Raw genomic sequence first — 17116 nt, forward strand, 5'->3', positions numbered from 1 at the left:
CTTTAATACTCAGGGATTGCTGCTTCGCTTTATTTTTGGGTGCGTTTATAAAATGGACTAGGCACAACCTGTGCCCTTAATTGTTTGCCGCGAATTTCCACCTCTATTTTCGTGCCTATGTTAGCATAACGTGAATCCAGAAAAGCCAACCCCAAGCTCCGTTTGAGGGTTGGGGATTGCGTCCCTGAAGTCACCTCTCCGATACACTGTCCATCCGCATACACTTTGTAAGGAGTGCGGGGAATCCCGCGATCGATCATCTCGATGCCGACGAGCCTGCGTCGTAATCCTTCCTGCTTTTGCTTCAACAGCGTCTCTTTGCCGATAAAACGTTCCTTATCCAGCTTCACGCAAAAGCTGAGTCCAGCCTCTAAGGGGGACACCGCTTCGCTAAGCTCTTGACCGTACAAAGGCAGCCTTGCTTCAAAACGCAGCGTATCTCGGGCCCCGAGGCCGGCGGGGATCAAGCCGTATTCCCGACCGTTCTCAAGCAATGCCTTCCATACGACGGAAGCGCTAGCACTTGGAAGGTAGAGCTCAAACCCATCCTCACCGGTATATCCCGTCCGGGAGATCAGAGCCTGAACGCCGCAGACTTGGACATTGGGAATAAACGAAAATGATGTTAATTCGGCAAGAGGGGCATCTGTAACCTGGAGAGTATGGTTTCCGCTAAAGGGCCTTGAAGCGCAAGCAGAGCGGTTTGCTCAGAGATGTTCTGGATTACGACGTCTCCGATCAGGTGGCGGTCCATCCATTCAAGATCCTTATCGATATTCGAGGCGTTGACGACCAGCATAAACTGGTCTGCACTGAGCCGATAAACAAGCAAATCATCAACGACACCGCCGTCAGGGCAGCACATCAGACTGTACTGCGCCTGGCCGTCCTTTAATTTGGCGACGTTGTTCGTAGTCAACACCTGCAGGTAAGCTTCGGCATAAGTACCGATAACGATGACCTCCCCCATATGGGAGACATCGAATAAGCCGGCATACTGCCGAACGGCATCGTGTTCCTTCTGAATGCCGGTAAATTGGACGGGCAGCTCCCAGCCGCCGAAATCGATACAACGTACGCCCGGTTCATCCGCATAGAGCGGGAAAAGCGGTGTTCTTTTTAAGGGGGACATACTCTTCACCTCTTTCGATGATTTGTCCTCGCTCATCGTATAGAAAAAACAAACAGAGCAAAAGAAGCGGGCTTTCCCGGACTTGCCGGCGTTACCTCGTTCTTCGCTCTGTCCTTTATACCTGAGAGTTGCCTCATGCCGCAGCACAAGTTTCCCCTTGGGTGACCCGTATACGAGTTCTCTCCAGAGATGTGTCCGACAAAGGTCCTTTTGCCTGAGAGATTCACCCTATGGCTTACCCCTTCGGCGTTACTTTAATGTCAAGTAATCTCTCCCTTTGCCATCATCCACAGATATGTAATTGACTTATCTTCATTATTTCCCGGTTTCAGTCCATTGTCAATGTGTTTTCCCGATAAAATTAATTGATGTGTAAGTTATGTTGACGTAAACTTGTCCTATGTTTTATTCTACAAGTATACATGTGAAGATGACGGATAACTATGGTGTGAAAGCCTGTACCGCTGCAGAGAGTAAATTACCGCCGGTAGGTGCTGGGCTGTCACATATAACGGGGAGCTGTATGAATATGAGCGAGGTTAAAGCGAACGTTTTCTACAGCAAGGAGCATGAATGGGCAGATATCAGCGATTCAGGGACGGTGAGGGTTGGCATAAGCGATTTCGCGCAATGCGAGCTCGGGGATATTGTGTTTGTTGAGTTCCCGGAATTAGGTGCGAGAGTTCAAGCCGGAGACCCCATGGGAACGATTGAATCGGTAAAGACCGTTTCGGATTTGTTTGCCCCTGTTTCGGGAATCATCACGAAGGTTAACACCTCTTTGCTGGATCAGCCTGAGCTTGTGAATGAGCAGCCGTATGAAGGCGGATGGATCGTCGAAATGGAGTGGGTTCAAGACGCTCAAGAAGAGATGAACGGGCTTCTAACCGCGGAGCAATACAAGGCATTTATCGATGAGCACCAATGAGTTAGAGAAGGGGCATAGTCTCGTATGCCCGGCAGCTGCAGCATAAAGGACTACCTTCCAGCTGACTCTGGAAGGTTCAGTCCTTATTCGAGTTTCGTTCTGTATGGGTCAACGATCCATGATGGATTTATAGAATGGTTTGGACCTGTTGAAGGAATAGTCACTGGCTTCTTGCACCTGCTTTACATCTCCGGATCTGAGTGCAAGTAGTAGACGGGTCCGGTTTTCGATACTTTGAGTTTGGGCACCAGGGACAAGAAGTAGCTTAATGCTCGTTTCTCTGCGCAGATGGATAACCGTTTGCATCAGTTTATAATAAATGTTGTTTCCGCAGATCTCACCTATAAAAATATCAAATCGGTCCAGCAGCTTTTGAAATGCTTCGGGGTCATTTTTTTGACGGACCTCTTTTAAGTCGGCTAAAATCGTTTCCAGCTCTTCAAAATGGGGCTCTTTCACTTCCTTGGCGGCAGTCAGATAAACTTCGGATTCGATTAATTTTCTGGCGGCATAGACTTCATCCAGATGATGGATTTCATTATGAAAGAGCCAAGTGATCGTTTCCGAAGAAATAGGCTCGTCCTGCTTTTTAACAAAGCTGCCTTCTCCGGCTTTGATATGAATTAAGCCAATCAGGGACAAGGCCCGCAGCGCTTCGCGTATACGTCCTCTGGCTACTCCGAATTGTTCGGCAAGCAGTCGTTCGTTCGGAAGCTTTTCCCCTGCCGCCAGCTCCCCGGAAATGATCGATTGAGCGATTTGCTCCATAATTTGCTCCGTAGCGGTAACTTTTTTGATCGCCTCAACTTTAATCATTCGATCTAACCCCCAGAAAAATGTGAAAATATATTAATTAACAAAATGAATATACTATTTTAATATAAATGGTACTACCATACCACCGGAATATGCTTATTTATGAGTTTACCACAAGTGTATCTCAAAGATGATAAAATTTTGTCTGCCCAAAACGAACAGGATTATGATAATATTTCAGTAACCAAATTTATTATGGACAAAATCGATGAGAATGGCTGAAAGCGGGAGAGAGACAATGATCAAAGAATATGAAGAAGCTTATGCGAAATCTGGTGCCCCAAAATAATGGATAAACTGAATAAACTGCTTGAAAAAAGTATGCCTTTACTTACCCCTTTCAGTGTGTTGATGGGTGTGGCTTTATCCGGCGTATTGTCCGCTTATACGTCTTGGGTGCCATGGATTTTCGCATTCATGACGTTCGCCGGCAGTCTGGGAATGAATGTTAATGATTTTCGGAGGGTGCTCTTGCACCCTTTTCCCATTTTCGTTTTTTTGATTGTTCTTCACATAATAATGCCTTTAGTGGCTTGGACTGCAGGACATCTGGCATTCCCTGGCGATCCTTATACCATTACGGGTTTAATTCTGCTGATGGTGATCCCTACGGGCATAGCCAGCATGATCTGGGTATCCATCTACCGCGGGCATACGGCGCTGACGTTAACGATGATTCTGATCGATACTTTACTTGCGCCGTTATACGTCCCGTACCTAATGTCCCTGCTCGTCGGGGAGCAGGTGGCGATTAACTCGTGGGGCATGCTAAATGGCCTGTTATGGATGATTGTGCTGCCTTCCTTTTTGGGTATGCTGCTCAATCAATATACAGGAGGGAAAGTTAAAGTGAAGTGGACTCCGGTGTTATCACCGTTATCCAAAATCAGCTTAGGGATTATTATTGCGATCAACAGCTCGGTGATTGCGCCAGTGATCCAGGCTTGGGATTGGGGGATTGCCTATATGATCACGGTCTGTCTTGTGATGGTCGCGCTTGGCTATATCATCGGCTGGGGAGCTGCCCGCGGTATGAAGCTTTCCCGGGACCTGGTCGTGAGCATGACGTTTAACTGCGGGATGAGAAATATCAGCGCCGGAGCGGTGCTGGCTATCGCGTATTTTCCGCCTGCTGTAGCGGTGCCTGCCGTTATCGGAACCCTATTTCAGCAGCTGCTTGCGTCGATTTTCGGGAGCTTGTTGTTCCGCAAGGCGGAGTCTTCTGTAGTGAAAGAAGCAGCACATGGAGCTAAATCGGCTTAAGGAATAGAGCTGCCGCGGGTTGGATCCTCTATAATTCACTATTTTCCAACAATGCCTTGGATTTTCATCGACAGCAATTTCTTTCTAAACCCTTTCCAGACGAAGAACTGAATGGCTGGTACGACAAAGAGCGGAATGATAAACCGCAGAGCATACAATAACGAGATGAACAGTACTGCCAATATGGAGCCTATTATGGATTGTTTGGTGGTTTCCTTTATGGCGTCCCATATACTTTGAATCATATTGTTAATATGCGGGTTTAACAAGGAATACGAAACTATATATCCGCAAATGTAGTTTAGCGCGACGAGGAGCCATTTTCTGATTTTCAAACGAGACATTCTTTCTACGGAAGACTCTATTTTAATAAGAAAGTTTAAGTTGGGTATGGCTGCCGTTAATGCAATAAGCAGTATGAAGGCCGGGTAATAGAAAAAACTGAAAAGCGGTTCAAACAAGGTTTCAACGATAAATTCAAGGAAAAGCATTGAGATTGCCGGCAGCAGCACCAATGCGAGCGGTGTAAATAAGATTTGAAGGATTTTGCCGGCTCCCTCGGATAACTCCCAATCCTCGTCAAGCTCATACCCGCCAGAATTACCCATCATACCATAAGCGTGCTCGCTGCTGTTGAAAGCGGGTTTAGTCGGATCGATGACGTACCCCAAGCTGTCCACGTTCGAATAACGATTGAAGTCCGTAGACCGGTCAATCACCGGTTGACTGGTATTTTTCGCATAACCGTTGTAATCCACATTTGGATTCATTCTGTCACTCTCCTGATGTCTTCTTCTTACTTGTCTATCTTACATTCGATTTATTATACAATAATTGATAATGGAAAAGGGTGTGTCATTTTTCACAAAACGAAGACATAAGAAAGCCCTCCATTCACGGAAACAGTATCCGGAATGAAGGGCTATTTGGCTTAGGCAGGGGCTTATTGGGTCCGGCCTGAAGCAGCATCGCAAAAGCGCTTCAGCGCTTCCTCCAGGAGCGATCTCGGGCAGGCCAAGTTGATGCGCAGCCAGCCTTCCGCTTCCGTGCCGAAGACGGAGCCTTCGCTGAAGGCGACGCGGGCTTTCTCGAACATGAGTGATTTGAGACCTTTAATGTCGAGGCCCAGGCCTCGGCAGTCCATCCACAGCAGGTAGGTCCCGTCAGGACGCATCGGCTTCACTTCGGGCAGATGCTCCGCCAAATAAGCTATGGCGTAATCCACATTGCCTGCCGTGTATTCGATCAATTGATCGAGCCATGCTTCTCCTTCGTTATAAGCGGCCATTACAGCCTCATGAGTGAAGAAATTCGTCATATGCAAGCTGAGCGTTTTGACCCGGTAATCGAATTTTCGTTTCATTGCCGCGTTGGCGGTGACAATGAAAGAGGACTGGACACCCGGAAGATTGAACGTCTTCGTTGGCGCGAGCGCGGTCAAGGTGATTTGTGCGAGTTCCTCCGATAGAGAGGCAAACGGAATATGCCGGTGTCCAGGCAGTGCGAGATCGCAATGAATTTCATCTGAAATGACGGTAACCCCGTGCTTCAAACACAGCTCCCCAAGACGAAGCAGCTCCTCGCGCTCCCAGACGCGTCCGCCCGGGTTATGCGGGCTGCACAGCAGCATCAGCTTGGCCCCGCCCGCCATTAATTCCTCCAGATGGGCATAATCCATTTCGTACCTGCCGTTACGGATAACCAACGGGTTTTTGGCTACCTCGCGGCCATTCATTCGAATGACATCGTAAAAAGGGTAGTAGACCGGAGACTGAAGAATAACGGAACCTCCGGGCTCGCTGAACAAATCTACCGCAATGCTAAGAGTAGTGACGACGCTGGGTACATCGCTCAGCCATTCTCGCTCAATCGTCCAGCCATGCCGACGTTGAAACCAGTGGACAATAGAGTCTACATAAGCCTCGTTTTTGATCGAATATCCGTAAACGCCTTGTGCAGCCCGGGCTTCAAGCGCTTGCCGAACGGCTGGCGGGCTTTCAAAATCCATGTCGGCTACCCAAAGGGGAAGAATGTCATGATCTCCGAACAGCTTGTGGGATTGATCCCATTTGTAGGAATTCGTATTGCGTCGATCGATCACACGGTCAAAATCGTATTTCACAAGCATCACCTCATTAGAACGAATAGTATCCACCTATTCTATCATAAATTGCGCTTGAACAGGAAAAAGGAGCCGCAACCGGCCCCCCCCGCATTATGGTTTATCCGTTTCTTCCTTAGGAACTAACGAGAAAATATCCCCGTTCTCAAAGGAATCGATCAATCGCCCCAGCCACATGTAGTAGCGGATGGCCTCCTGCAGCTTTTCGATATCCGTGTTGACGATCTTATGCAGCTCTTCAATGTCTTGGTGCGCTTCCTTCAACCGCTGCAGTTCGCTAAGTGACTTGCGCACCGCTTGAAGGTTCATTTCCGTTTGTTTCCTCCACTTAATGGCGAAGTAATCCGCAAAGGTCTGGTACCAGTCGGGTTCCACTTCGTACAGATCTTTGCGTGTCCCCGGTTCCCATACCTTATGAACCATCTTCAGATCCGTGAGCGTGCGTACACCCGTGCTCATGCTTGTCTTGCTCATCCCCATGCCTTCGCCCATTTCATCGAGCGTCATGGGCTTGTCCTGAAAAAACATCATACCGTATAAATGCCCGGACGATAACGTAACTCCGTATAAGTCCATATTTTTACCGATCGATTCAATCACGCGTTTACGGGCTTTTTGAATGATGCCGACTTGTTCCTCCGACATGCCAACCCAGTTGTTCATCGTTGTGCCTCCTCCGGACGAAGCCGGCTGCATATGCTGTTCATAAACTGCGGACCGGCAGACGCCGACACGCCCTTAATGGAATATTTACATTGTATTGGACTTGGTTTTGAAAGTAAAGAAGTCACATAGGCAGGAATTAGGAGGAATGAGGAGTATTCTGTACGATACGTTTGTAAAGTTTTTTCTGTACGTACGTAACGAACTTATTTGGCTTTTGACCCTATTACCCCAAAACCTGTAAACTTAAACACATCTTAGATTGGGGTGATACGGGTTGATTGAAGTAAAGGACCTGATTAAAATATTTGGGCAGCAGCCGGAAAAGGCGTTGAGCCTCCTTGAGCAAGGCTGGAGCAAAAAACGTATTTTTACCGAAACGAAGCTGACCGTCGGCGTGAACCGCGCCAGTTTTACAGTAAAAGAAGGGGAGATTTTCGTCATCATGGGGTTATCCGGCAGCGGTAAATCCACGTTGATCAGACTATTAAACCGACTGATTGAACCGACCGGGGGAAGCATATCTTTTCAAGGCGAAAATATCGTTGAGATGTCGGAGGACAGGCTGCGGGAGTTCCGGAGAACTTCGATGAGCATGGTGTTTCAGAAATTCGCACTGTTCCCGCACCGAACGATTGCACAGAATGTGGAATTCGGTCTTGAGGTACAGAAGATTCCCGCCAAAATTCGCAGAGAGAAAGCGCGGGAAGCTCTGGCTTTGGTCGGCCTTGAGGAATGGGAGAACAGTTATCCCGACCAGCTTAGCGGGGGAATGCAGCAGCGCGTAGGATTAGCCAGAGCGCTGGCCAACTCACCGCAGGTGCTGCTGATGGACGAAGCGTTCAGCGCGCTGGATCCTCTGATTCGCAAGGACATGCAGGAAGAGCTGCGGGAGCTGCAGGAAAAGCTGAAGAAAACAATCGTTTTCATTACGCATGATTTGAATGAAGCCCTGCGGATCGGAGACCGCATTGCTCTAATGAAAGACGGTTCGATCGTGCAGATCGGTACGCCAGAGGAAATTATGATATCGCCTGCTAACGAATACGTGGAGCGGTTTATCGAGGACGTGGACTTATCCCGCGTGCTAACGGCATCGCATGTGATGCGTAGACCCGAGACCATGGTCTATGATCGCGGCGGTCCAAGGGTGGCTCTGGAGCTCATGCGGGAGAACGGGATTTCAAACCTGTTTGTCGTTGACAACGCCAAGCGTTTGATCGGCGTACTGACAGCGGAGGATGCAGCCCGGGCGATTAAGGAAAACAAAGGGCTAGACGACATTATCATCCGTGAAGTGCCGACGGTGACTGGGGATACACTGCTGAATGACTTATTCGAGCTTGTCAGTGTCAGTCGCGTACCGGTAGCCGTTACCTCGGAAAGCGGCAGACTGCTTGGCGTGATCATCCGCGGCGCCGTGCTTGGAGCTTTGGCAGGAAATCACGACCGAGTACGAAAGGCGGTGAGCGAAGATGGTGCCTAAGCTGCCAATTGCTCCCGCTATAGAGCGTTTTGTTGACTGGCTCGGATCTACCTTTGAATTTTTCTTTGATTTGATCTCCGCGATCATCGGTGGAACGGTGGACGCCTTCTCCTGGGTGTTTCATTTTCCGCCGGCTATCGTCTTTATTCTATTGGTAGCTTTCTGGGCTTACCGTTCCGCAGGCTGGATGCTGGGACTGTTCTCTCTTATCGGATTGCTGTTAGTCGAAAACCTGGGATTCTGGGATCACACGATGGACACGCTGGCGCTCGTCATGACCAGCGCGCTGGTTTCGGTCGTCGTGGGGCTGCCGCTGGGTATTTGGTGCGCGAGGAATAACTCGGTGCAGAATACAGTTACGCCGCTTCTGGACTTTATGCAGACCATGCCTGCGTTCGTCTATTTGATTCCTGCGGTTTTCTTTTTTGGCCTGGGAGTAGTGCCGGGTGTTATTGCCTCGGTCATTTTTGCGGTGCCGCCTACGATCCGGCTGACGAACCTCGGTATCCGCCAGGTTCCGTTCGATCTGGTAGAGGCCGCCGATTCGTTCGGTTCGACACCCGGCCAGAAGCTTTGGAAGGTACAGCTCCCACTGGCCATGCCTACATTGATGGCGGGCATAAACCAAACCATCATGTTGTCTTTGTCCATGGTCGTCATTGCATCGATGATCGGGGCTCAAGGAATCGGCGCAGACGTCTATCGTGCGGTGACTCAGCTCAAGATAGGCGAAGGCTTTGAAGCAGGAATTGCCGTTGTGATTTTGGCGATCCTTTTGGATCGCTTAACTCAAAATATAGTCAAAAAGAAAAAGGGAGAGGGTAAACATTGAAAAAGAGAACTCGTAATTTGATGATCATGGCTGCTTGCGTATTGGGAATATCGGTGCTGGCCGCCGGATGCGGACAAAAGGATTCTGGTACAGCTTCCGACTCCGGCTCGGCTTCGGTCTCTGTAGGAGATCAGGTCAAATATGAAATCATCGGGATTGATCCTGGAGCAGGCTTGATGCAGGCCACGAGTAAAGCAATGGAGGAGTACGGCCTCACGGACTGGAAACTGATGGAGGGCTCCGGGGCAGCCATGACGGCCGCACTTGAGAAAGCGTACAAAGACCAAAAGCCGATTATTGTAACGGGTTGGACGCCGCACTGGATGTTCGCTAAATATGATCTGAAATATCTTGAAGACCCGAAAAATGTATATGGTGGCGATGAGCAGATCCATACGATTGTCAGAAACGGGCTGAAGGATGAGCACCCATCTGCTTACGCTATGCTGGACCGTTTTGAGTGGACACCGGACGACATGGCGAAGGTGATGGTAGATGTACAGGAAGGCAAAAAGCCTGAGGAAGCCGCAGCCGCTTGGTTGAATGACAATGCTGCCAAAGCTGACGAATGGGTGAAGGATCTGCCTAAAGAGGAAGGCAAGTCGCTCAAGCTTGCTTACGTGGCTTGGGATTCCGAAATTGCCAGTACGAATGTCGTAAAGCAGGTGCTGGAGGCGAGACTGGGATACAAGGTCGATCTGCTGCAGGTTGAAGCCGGGCCGATGTGGGCTGGCGTAGCTGGAGGCGATGCGGACGCTATCGTTGCCGCTTGGCTGCCGACTACGCACAAGGACTACTTCGACAAGTTTAAGGATAAATTAGAGGACCTCGGTCCGAATTTGAACGGGACCAAGATCGGTCTAGTTGTGCCGCAGTATATGGATATCAACTCGATTGAAGATTTGAAAAAAACAGAATAGGCTGGAAGCCAGACTCACGATTTCGGGAAGCAAGCTCCGGATGATATGGGGCTGGCTTCTTTTTTTGCGCTGTATGGACATGAGAAACGATAAAGACATGACAGCGGGTATCTTACCCATTTTGACGATTGCGGTTCAATTACCCAAGCCAGATAGGGCGTATTCACATAATCTACAACAAGTAGACAAGTCGGAGCAAGCCAATACGTTATGAGGGCAGGGAATGTGCATGAAGAAGACAAAACAAGCGCAAGTCCGTAAAACCGTCCAGCGTTCGGCGCAGGGCTCTAAACCTAAACGCACCCACTCCAGCGGTGTAGGCCGTCCCCACATGAATACGGCGGAGGTAAAAGGGTTGTTCAGCCCGTTCGGCGGTGGAGGAGCTTTTGGTACTCCAGGTGGTGCGGAAGGCGCAGGTGCGGCGGATGCAGCAAGAGCGTTGGGATCCGAAGGGGGCTTTCTCTCCATGTTCAACCGGGTCGGGGGATTGGATGGCATATTGTCCACGATGGGTAAAATGCAGAAGCTGTTCACCATCATGAGGCAAATGGGTCCGATTTTTAAACTGATGGGTAGTTTTGGCGGCTTGGGGACGGCGAACGTAAAGATGGCCGCTCTGCGCGGCAAACCTACCCCTAAACGTAAGAAGGACGCGCGCCTTAAGCAGCCGCGGTAAAAAAGAAAGATAAACCAGATGAGCCTTCTCGGTTACAAGCCGTTTGGTTAAATCCGGTTAGTCCGTACGCTGCGGGCTAACCGGATTGTCATGTTAAAACAAAAAAACGGATCGTCAGGATAACCCTGAACATCCGCTATGGATAGCCTATAAAGGAACTTTCTGCATTTGCTTCTCTTTGAAGTATACCCACTCACGGAAGCCGATGTCCTTAAGCCGTGCGGCGACTTCGTCCCAATCGTCACCCACTCGGCCGGGCACATGGGCATCCGACCCGAAGGTGACCTTCACCCCGTAATGCAGCGCCCGCTCCAGAATCGGATCGATCGGATACCAGCCGCCGCAATCCTTCGTTTTGCCGGAAGTATTGATCTCGATGGCGATGCCGACTTCGCCGATGGCTTTCAAGGTTCGGTCGACCGCATCCGTTTGGATGTCCGAGAACGCAGGGTAGAACCCTCGCATCGCGTCAATGTGGCCGAGAATCTGAAACATGCCGCTGCGCGCGGATTGTTCGATCAGGTCGTAATACAGCTCTTTTTGCTCAACCTTCTGCCGGTCGGTCAGCCCGTTCCAGCGCCTTTTGTTGAAGATGCTTACTCCGCCTGACAAATGGACCGAGCCGATGATGTAATCGAGCGGATACTGCTCATACACCTTTCGGTATACATCTGCGTGCTCCGGAAAAAAGTCCGACTCCACCCCGAGGAGCACATCGATGCGTCCCCGGTACTCTTCTTTCAGCTTGAGGACTTCGTCTGCATAACGCTTAAACTCACTCTTCGCCATCGCGATACCCGGCTGCTCCCGGTCCGCCTTACTTGCAAAGTAAGGCGAATGATCGGAAATCCCAATGACCTGAAGGCCGTGGGAGATGCCTGCTTCGACATAATCGCGGATCGTGCCGACGGCATGCCCGCAGCGTTCATGATGGGTATGCAAATCGAATTTCATGTTTCTCGTCACTCCGATCCGATAAATTGAATTTCCTCCATACCTTTGAGATCCAATAAGAACTGATGAAGCGCCGAGCTCAAGTAACGTCCGGATTTGTAAACCACGCCGACCGGGTGGCTGATTTCCAGCTCGTTGACGTTTATCATCTTCAGTGTGCCGAGCCGAAGCTCGCTTTGAATCGAAAGTTTGGAAATGATGGCTGCTCCCAGATTAAGTTCCACCATCCGTTTCACTTCTTCGCTGCTGGAGAGCTCCATCACGACCTGAGGAACGATATGAAGCTGCTTGAGAATCTGATCTACGAACCGCCGTCCGGCTGTTTCGGGTGATAGCATAATGAGCGGCAGCTCATGCAGCCTTTCGATCGGGACGTGCCTGTATTGGGCTAGCGGGTGGTCGGGGGACACAACGAGCTCGAACGTGTCGTAATACAACACGGAGCTTTCCAGCGCCGGATGTTTGTCGAACAAATACGTAATGCCGATGTCGATCGTTCCGTTATCCACGCTTTGCATAATCTGCGATGTCGTCATGGAATGAATCGTCGTTTTGATCAGGGGAAATTGGTTTTGAAAATAGGATAGAACCCTTGGTAAAATTTGAATGGCAATGGACGTCGTCGTTCCGAGGTGAATGTGTCCCTGGGGCGTTTGGTTCAAATCGGCGAGCCGCTGTTTCAAATCTTCCACCGTCTGCAATATCATCTCGGCATGATCCAGGAATACCTTGCCGCCGTCGGTCAAGGTTACCGGCTGATTCCGGTCGATAAGGACTGTTTTGAACTCGTCTTCGAGGCTCTTGATTTGCGCCGACACCGCAGGCTGTGTCAAATTCAAAAGCTCGCCTGCTTTACGGAAGCTCATTGTTTTGGAAATCGTAATAAGCGTTTCCAATTGGTTGAGGTTCACGGTAATTCCTCCTCTCCCAAGTGTGAACCTGCGCGGAAATATTTTGCGCAGAATAACTAATTTTTATCAATTGTGAAAAGTGCATAAATCTCGTTTCTCAACTACTACCATTATATGATACTTGTCGGAATAGGGCAAACCAAGCCGGCAGTCCCATTTTTAAAATAAATTTTTTGAATCCGTTCGGCAGCGCCTTGTCAGGAGCACTCACGGAAGGTTGCGTCAGCAAATTACACAAAAAGGCGTTCCCTATACCTCAAAGGGATTGAAACGCCTTTTTGTCGTGTACTTGCCGTACGTATAATTACTCTGCGTTTGTTTCCGCAGCTTTGGCCTTCATGCTGTGGCTTTCTAATTTGATTTTGCCGAGGAACAGCGTTAAGAAGGCGCCGAGAAGGACAAAAGCGAGTCCGAACCAGAACACGGACTGGAGCGATTCGACCAATGCGCTTTTGACGATCGGTATCATTTGATCGACCAGCGCTTTCGGGAACTGGGCCAGCGTCTCAGGATTCAATAGCGCCGAATACAAGCCCTGCGGGTTGGTGTGAATCGTTCCGATGATTTGATCCGCTATGCCCGCCGTTTGCTCAGGAAGCTGCTTCAGTTTGGGTACCAATTGCGATGACAGCAGCTCATCCGATCGGCTGTTCATCACAACGCCGAGAATCGTCATACCGAACGTTCCGCCGATTTGTCGGAAAAATTGGCTGGAAGACGTAACCACTCCAAGCTCCGATTTCGGGAAGGTTTCCTGCAGCGTTAGCGTCAGCAGGGGCATAACCAGACCCATTCCGAGACCGAGCACCATCATGATCCCGCTGGCGGTCAGCTTGGTCGTATCCATATTCATCGTCGTAAGCAGCAGGAAGCCTGCGGCCATCACCACCATCCCGGTAATCAGCTGTGTTTTCACGCCAATTTTGTACACTAGCTGTCCGCCGATAATGCTTGCTGCGATCATCGTGAGCATCAGCGGAGTCATGACAGTACCGGAGTCCGTAGCGCTGATTCCTACTATACCTTGCATGAACAGAGGCACGAACATAATCGCTCCGAACATGCCCACGCTCATCAGAAACCCGATGGAGTTGATCACGGTGAAGGTTCTGTTTTTAAATAGACGAACCGGTAGGATGGGCTCGCTTGTTTTCGATTCTATCCGTACGAAAGCGAATAAGGACACGGCGGAAACGACGAACATCCCGATGATCTGCCAGGATGTCCAAGCGTATTCCTTGCCCCCGAATGTAAGTGCCAGCAGGAGTGTGACGACACCGACGATCATCGTAATCATGCCCGGCACATCGAATTTGACGGGTCCTTGAGCCGGCTGACCCCGGAGCCCCATCGAAATAAAAATCGTTGCTATAATGCCGACAGGCAAGTTAATAAAAAAGATCCAGTGCCAGTTCATTGAATCGACGATCCATCCGCCGACCTGCGGACCAAGGACGGAGGCAAGGCCAAAAATTCCTCCGAAGATGCCCTGCCATTTGGCCCGCTGCTTCCCGCTAAACATATCACCGATAATAATCATGGCCATCGGCATCATGATACCGCCTCCGATGCCTTGCAGTGCACGGAACCAAATCAACTGCTCCATGGTTTGGGATAGTCCGCAAAGCATGGAACCCAGCATGAATATCATTAAACCTGTTACATATACCGCTCTACGGCCAAGCAGGTCGGCCAGCTTCCCGGCAATCGGGACGACAGTGGTTGATGTGAGCATATAAGCCGTCGTCAACCAGGTCATCAAGCTGAAGCCTCCGAGCTCTCCGACGATCCGCGGCATGGCCGTTCCGACGATTGTGCTTTCCAAAGCTGCGAACAGCATGGCGATGATCAAGCCTGTGATCAGAAGACTGCGGCCGGCTATCGATTTATCCTCCAATGGATTGAGATGTATGGTTTGCTGCATATTGTTCCTCCTGTTGTCTTTATTGTTGCTGAATATGATCTGATCTGTGATGTTATAGAACGTTAAAATTAATTTAGTAATAAATAATTTAATAATTAAACAAAATCCTAACACCAGCTACCTCAATCGTCAAATGGAAATAAAAACAACCCCTTCCGGGAAAGGGATTGTTGGTATTTGCAAATGCGGGCTTTCAAACGCGATATAATATGAGACTAAACGAATAACATGCTTACCCTAGCCGCTCCGCGAGCTCCATAAGATGTCGGCAAACGAGCTCCGGCCGGACACCGGCTTTTGCGATTTGCTCCTCTACATTCGATTCATTCGCAAGCCCCGTAAGCACCAGAGCGGTACGGCAATTCGCATCTGCGCCCCCGCGGATGTCGGTGTTCATATTGTCGCCGACCGCCCAAATCTCCTGGGGAGGCAGCCCAAGCTTGGCCACGGCATAGCGCATAATGATCGGTGAGGGCTTGCCGATGATGACAGGCGGTTTCTCGCTTGCGCGTTCTATCGAAGCCGCAATCGAGCCCGCACCAGGCGTAAGCTCGCCGTTCCACGGAAGCAGGTGATCGGGGTTGGTCAGCACATACTGCGCCCCGGCCCGGATATAACGCACGGCCTTAAGCAGCTTCTCGTAGCTGAATGTTCGGTCAATTCCCTGGACTACGGCGGCCACACCGTGTTCCGCTTCTTCCTCTCCAACCAGCCTGAAGCCCGCCTCTGTTAGAGCCTCCCGCAGCCCTGTCTCTCCGATGCACATCACCGAACCTCTGTCGAGCCCGGCATCCTTCATATACATTGCCGACGCTTGGGATGAAGTCAACACTTCGCTTGGGGACGCGTCAATGCCCGTTGCCGCCAAATGCGAGGCTACCTGCTCCGGAGACCGGGACGAATTGTTAGTTACGTATAAATACGGGTAGCCTCGTTCTCGCAGCCAGCTTATAAACTCCGCGGCGTACGGTATGGGCCTGTCTCCATTGTACAGCGTTCCGTCCAAATCCAGTAAAAATCCAGGCATTCTGATCCTCCTACGAATTAATGTAGCTGTTCCTTAATTAAGCTTCCAGCTTCAGCTTGACATAAAAATGAATGCTGCCGTCCGCCGATTCGGCCCAAATGCTTCCCTCGTGGGATTCGACGATGTTTCGGGCGATCGCAAGGCCCAAGCCGGAGCCCCGGTTTCGGAGGTGCGGGCCTTGTCGACGCGGTAGAAACGGTCGAACAGCAGCCGTGCTGGGCCATGGTTTAGCGGCCTCCTTATATCCCAGAGTTGTCTAGGCATTACGCCGACATCATCATAACATGTTTCATTGTACCCGTTAAATCTTAAGAGACCATTGGCTAAAATCTTAAATCATTCTTAATCCATAGCCGGGCTTAGACTGTAATGTGCGCGTGAATTGACGGTTGACAGCCCAAACCCCTTTCGATACCATCCTTTTAGAGTGAAAAACGGCGGTTTATTGGGCCGAGAAAAAGGACGGAGCTTGTATGCATTTTATCGATAAGAGGATTAGCGAATTGGAAAGCTACATCGTCCACTCTCCGGCTCCGGATGATTTGGATGCGTTCTGGAAGCGGACTCTGGAAGAGGCGAGTCGCAGACCGTTGAACGACCAGCGTGAACCGGCCGATTCTTTGTCCGAATATTACCGGACTTACAAGGTGGTGTACGCGGGGTACGATGAAACGTCGATCCACGGATGGTTTCTGCTTCCGTCTTTTGCGGATGCGGAAGCGCTGCCCTGTATCGTTTATTTTCACGGATATCAAGGCAGCAAGGAATACCCGGAAAGCTACGCCAAATGGCTGCTGATGGGGTATGCGGTATTCGCGATCGACGTTCGAGGACAGGCTGGGGAGACGGGCAACGCGCTGCCCCAGCACTTCGGCATGAGCAAAGGATGGATCACGCAAGGGCTGCTCGACCCGGAGCAATGTTATTATCGCGCCATCACCGTCGACGCGCTCAAAGCGGTAGAATGGGCGGCCGGGCAGCCGGAGGTCGATACCAAGCAAATTACGGTTGTCGGCGGGAGTCAAGGCGGGGGACTGGCTTTGATCTCCGGTGCCTTAAGCGGTATTCCAGCGAAGGTGATTGCCGATATTCCGAACATGTGCCACATGGATTATGGCATGATGAACTCGACGGGCTCCCTCTCGGAAGCGGCAGCTTTCGTGTCCAGGCATCCCGAGAGGCTGGAGCAGGTGCTGCACACACTGAGCTACTTCGACATGCTCCATCTGTGCAACCGGCTGCAGGTGCCTGTGTTCATGTCGGTCGGCTTGAAGGATACGATCTGCATGCCGGAGACGATTTACGCCGTATACAATCGCATTTCCGTACCTAAGGAGCTGCAAGTGCTTCCGTTTAACGGGCATCATGTGAGCGGGGACCATTTCCGCAGAAGGATAGAGTTTATACGTAAATCGTTTTGACTCGCGAATATATTAATGAAGCAAAGTTGAAATCGGATGGA

General features: G+C 50.3%; 15 protein-coding genes, 2 pseudogenes and 1 riboswitch. Of the genes and pseudogenes, 7 read left to right on the plus strand and 10 right to left on the minus strand.

What is annotated here, in order from left to right; translation table 11 throughout:
- Window positions 1-29: 29 nt before the first annotated feature.
- Window positions 30-1132 (minus strand): annotated as a pseudogene (gene gcvT / locus JOE45_RS22190) (glycine cleavage system aminomethyltransferase GcvT).
- Window positions 1133-1324: 192 nt separating this feature from the next.
- Window positions 1325-1419: riboswitch (glycine riboswitch) on the minus strand.
- A 242-nt stretch (window positions 1420-1661) separates the two neighbouring features.
- Here gcvT and gcvH point away from each other — a divergent pair.
- Window positions 1662-2060, plus strand: coding sequence for a glycine cleavage system protein GcvH (gene gcvH, locus JOE45_RS22195; RefSeq protein ID WP_210022317.1), 399 nt, complete (start codon window positions 1662-1664; stop codon window positions 2058-2060).
- Window positions 2061-2168: 108 nt separating this feature from the next.
- Here the strand turns inward: gcvH and JOE45_RS22200 are convergent, their stop codons facing one another.
- The gene (locus tag JOE45_RS22200) at window positions 2169-2876 is read right to left on the minus strand and encodes a FadR/GntR family transcriptional regulator (protein ID WP_210022316.1); all 708 of its coding nucleotides are present in this window, start codon (window positions 2874-2876) and stop codon (window positions 2169-2171) included.
- Window positions 2877-3164: 288 nt separating this feature from the next.
- Here JOE45_RS22200 and JOE45_RS22205 point away from each other — a divergent pair, with 288 nt between their 5' ends.
- Complete coding sequence (locus JOE45_RS22205; RefSeq protein ID WP_210022315.1) at window positions 3165-4139, plus strand: bile acid:sodium symporter family protein; 975 nt, start codon at window positions 3165-3167, stop codon at window positions 4137-4139.
- A 38-nt stretch (window positions 4140-4177) separates the two neighbouring features.
- Here JOE45_RS22205 and JOE45_RS22210 read toward each other — a convergent pair whose 3' ends face one another.
- The 3 genes from JOE45_RS22210 to JOE45_RS22220 all read right to left on the minus strand — a co-directional run bounded on the left by JOE45_RS22210 (window position 4178) and on the right by JOE45_RS22220 (window position 6924).
- Entirely contained in the window at window positions 4178-4909 is a 732-nt protein-coding gene (locus JOE45_RS22210; protein WP_210022314.1) for a hypothetical protein, read from the minus strand.
- A 173-nt stretch (window positions 4910-5082) separates the two neighbouring features.
- On the minus strand, window positions 5083-6261 hold the full coding sequence (locus JOE45_RS22215; RefSeq protein WP_210022313.1) for a MalY/PatB family protein: 1179 nt from the start codon (window positions 6259-6261) through the stop codon (window positions 5083-5085).
- A gap of 93 nt (window positions 6262-6354) precedes the next feature.
- Window positions 6355-6924: a GbsR/MarR family transcriptional regulator gene (locus tag JOE45_RS22220; protein WP_210022312.1), complete on the minus strand. Its 570-nt coding sequence runs from the start codon at window positions 6922-6924 to the stop codon at window positions 6355-6357.
- Between the two features lie 277 nt (window positions 6925-7201).
- Here JOE45_RS22220 and JOE45_RS22225 point away from each other — a divergent pair, with 277 nt between their 5' ends.
- The 4 genes from JOE45_RS22225 to JOE45_RS22240 all read left to right on the plus strand — a co-directional run bounded on the left by JOE45_RS22225 (window position 7202) and on the right by JOE45_RS22240 (window position 10838).
- Window positions 7202-8410: a quaternary amine ABC transporter ATP-binding protein gene (locus tag JOE45_RS22225; protein ID WP_210022311.1), complete on the plus strand. Its 1209-nt coding sequence runs from the start codon at window positions 7202-7204 to the stop codon at window positions 8408-8410.
- Window positions 8400-9242 (plus strand): ABC transporter permease, encoded by an 843-nt coding sequence (locus JOE45_RS22230; RefSeq protein WP_210022310.1) that lies wholly within the window; start codon window positions 8400-8402, stop codon window positions 9240-9242. The genes JOE45_RS22225 and JOE45_RS22230 overlap by 11 nt, the downstream gene beginning before the upstream one ends.
- Before the next feature lie 20 nt (window positions 9243-9262).
- Window positions 9263-10162, plus strand: coding sequence for a glycine betaine ABC transporter substrate-binding protein (locus JOE45_RS22235; protein WP_461479656.1), 900 nt, complete (start codon window positions 9263-9265; stop codon window positions 10160-10162).
- 229 nt (window positions 10163-10391) lie between these two features.
- A complete protein-coding gene (locus JOE45_RS22240; protein ID WP_210022309.1) occupies window positions 10392-10838 on the plus strand; it encodes a hypothetical protein in 447 nt (148 codons plus the stop codon).
- Window positions 10839-10985: 147 nt separating this feature from the next.
- Here the strand turns inward: JOE45_RS22240 and JOE45_RS22245 are convergent, their stop codons facing one another.
- From JOE45_RS22245 to JOE45_RS22265, 5 genes and pseudogenes are all read right to left on the minus strand, one after another.
- Entirely contained in the window at window positions 10986-11792 is an 807-nt protein-coding gene (locus tag JOE45_RS22245) for a histidinol-phosphatase (protein WP_210022308.1), read from the minus strand.
- Window positions 11793-11800: 8 nt separating this feature from the next.
- Window positions 11801-12703 (minus strand): LysR family transcriptional regulator, encoded by a 903-nt coding sequence (locus JOE45_RS22250; protein ID WP_210022307.1) that lies wholly within the window; start codon window positions 12701-12703, stop codon window positions 11801-11803.
- Between the two features lie 304 nt (window positions 12704-13007).
- A complete protein-coding gene (locus tag JOE45_RS22255) occupies window positions 13008-14627 on the minus strand; it encodes an MDR family MFS transporter (RefSeq protein ID WP_210022306.1) in 1620 nt (539 codons plus the stop codon).
- Window positions 14628-14859: 232 nt separating this feature from the next.
- Window positions 14860-15654 (minus strand): HAD-IIA family hydrolase, encoded by a 795-nt coding sequence (locus JOE45_RS22260; RefSeq protein WP_210022305.1) that lies wholly within the window; start codon window positions 15652-15654, stop codon window positions 14860-14862.
- 37 nt (window positions 15655-15691) lie between these two features.
- Window positions 15692-15861: pseudogene (locus tag JOE45_RS22265) on the minus strand (ATP-binding protein); the annotation flags it as partial.
- Window positions 15862-16127: 266 nt separating this feature from the next.
- Here JOE45_RS22265 and JOE45_RS22270 point away from each other — a divergent pair.
- A complete protein-coding gene (locus tag JOE45_RS22270) occupies window positions 16128-17075 on the plus strand; it encodes an acetylxylan esterase (protein WP_210022304.1) in 948 nt (315 codons plus the stop codon).
- The last annotated feature ends 41 nt before the right edge of the window (window positions 17076-17116 follow it).

The organism is Paenibacillus sp. PvR098 (genome assembly GCF_017833255.1).
GTDB lineage: Bacteria > Bacillota > Bacilli > Paenibacillales > NBRC-103111 > Paenibacillus_G.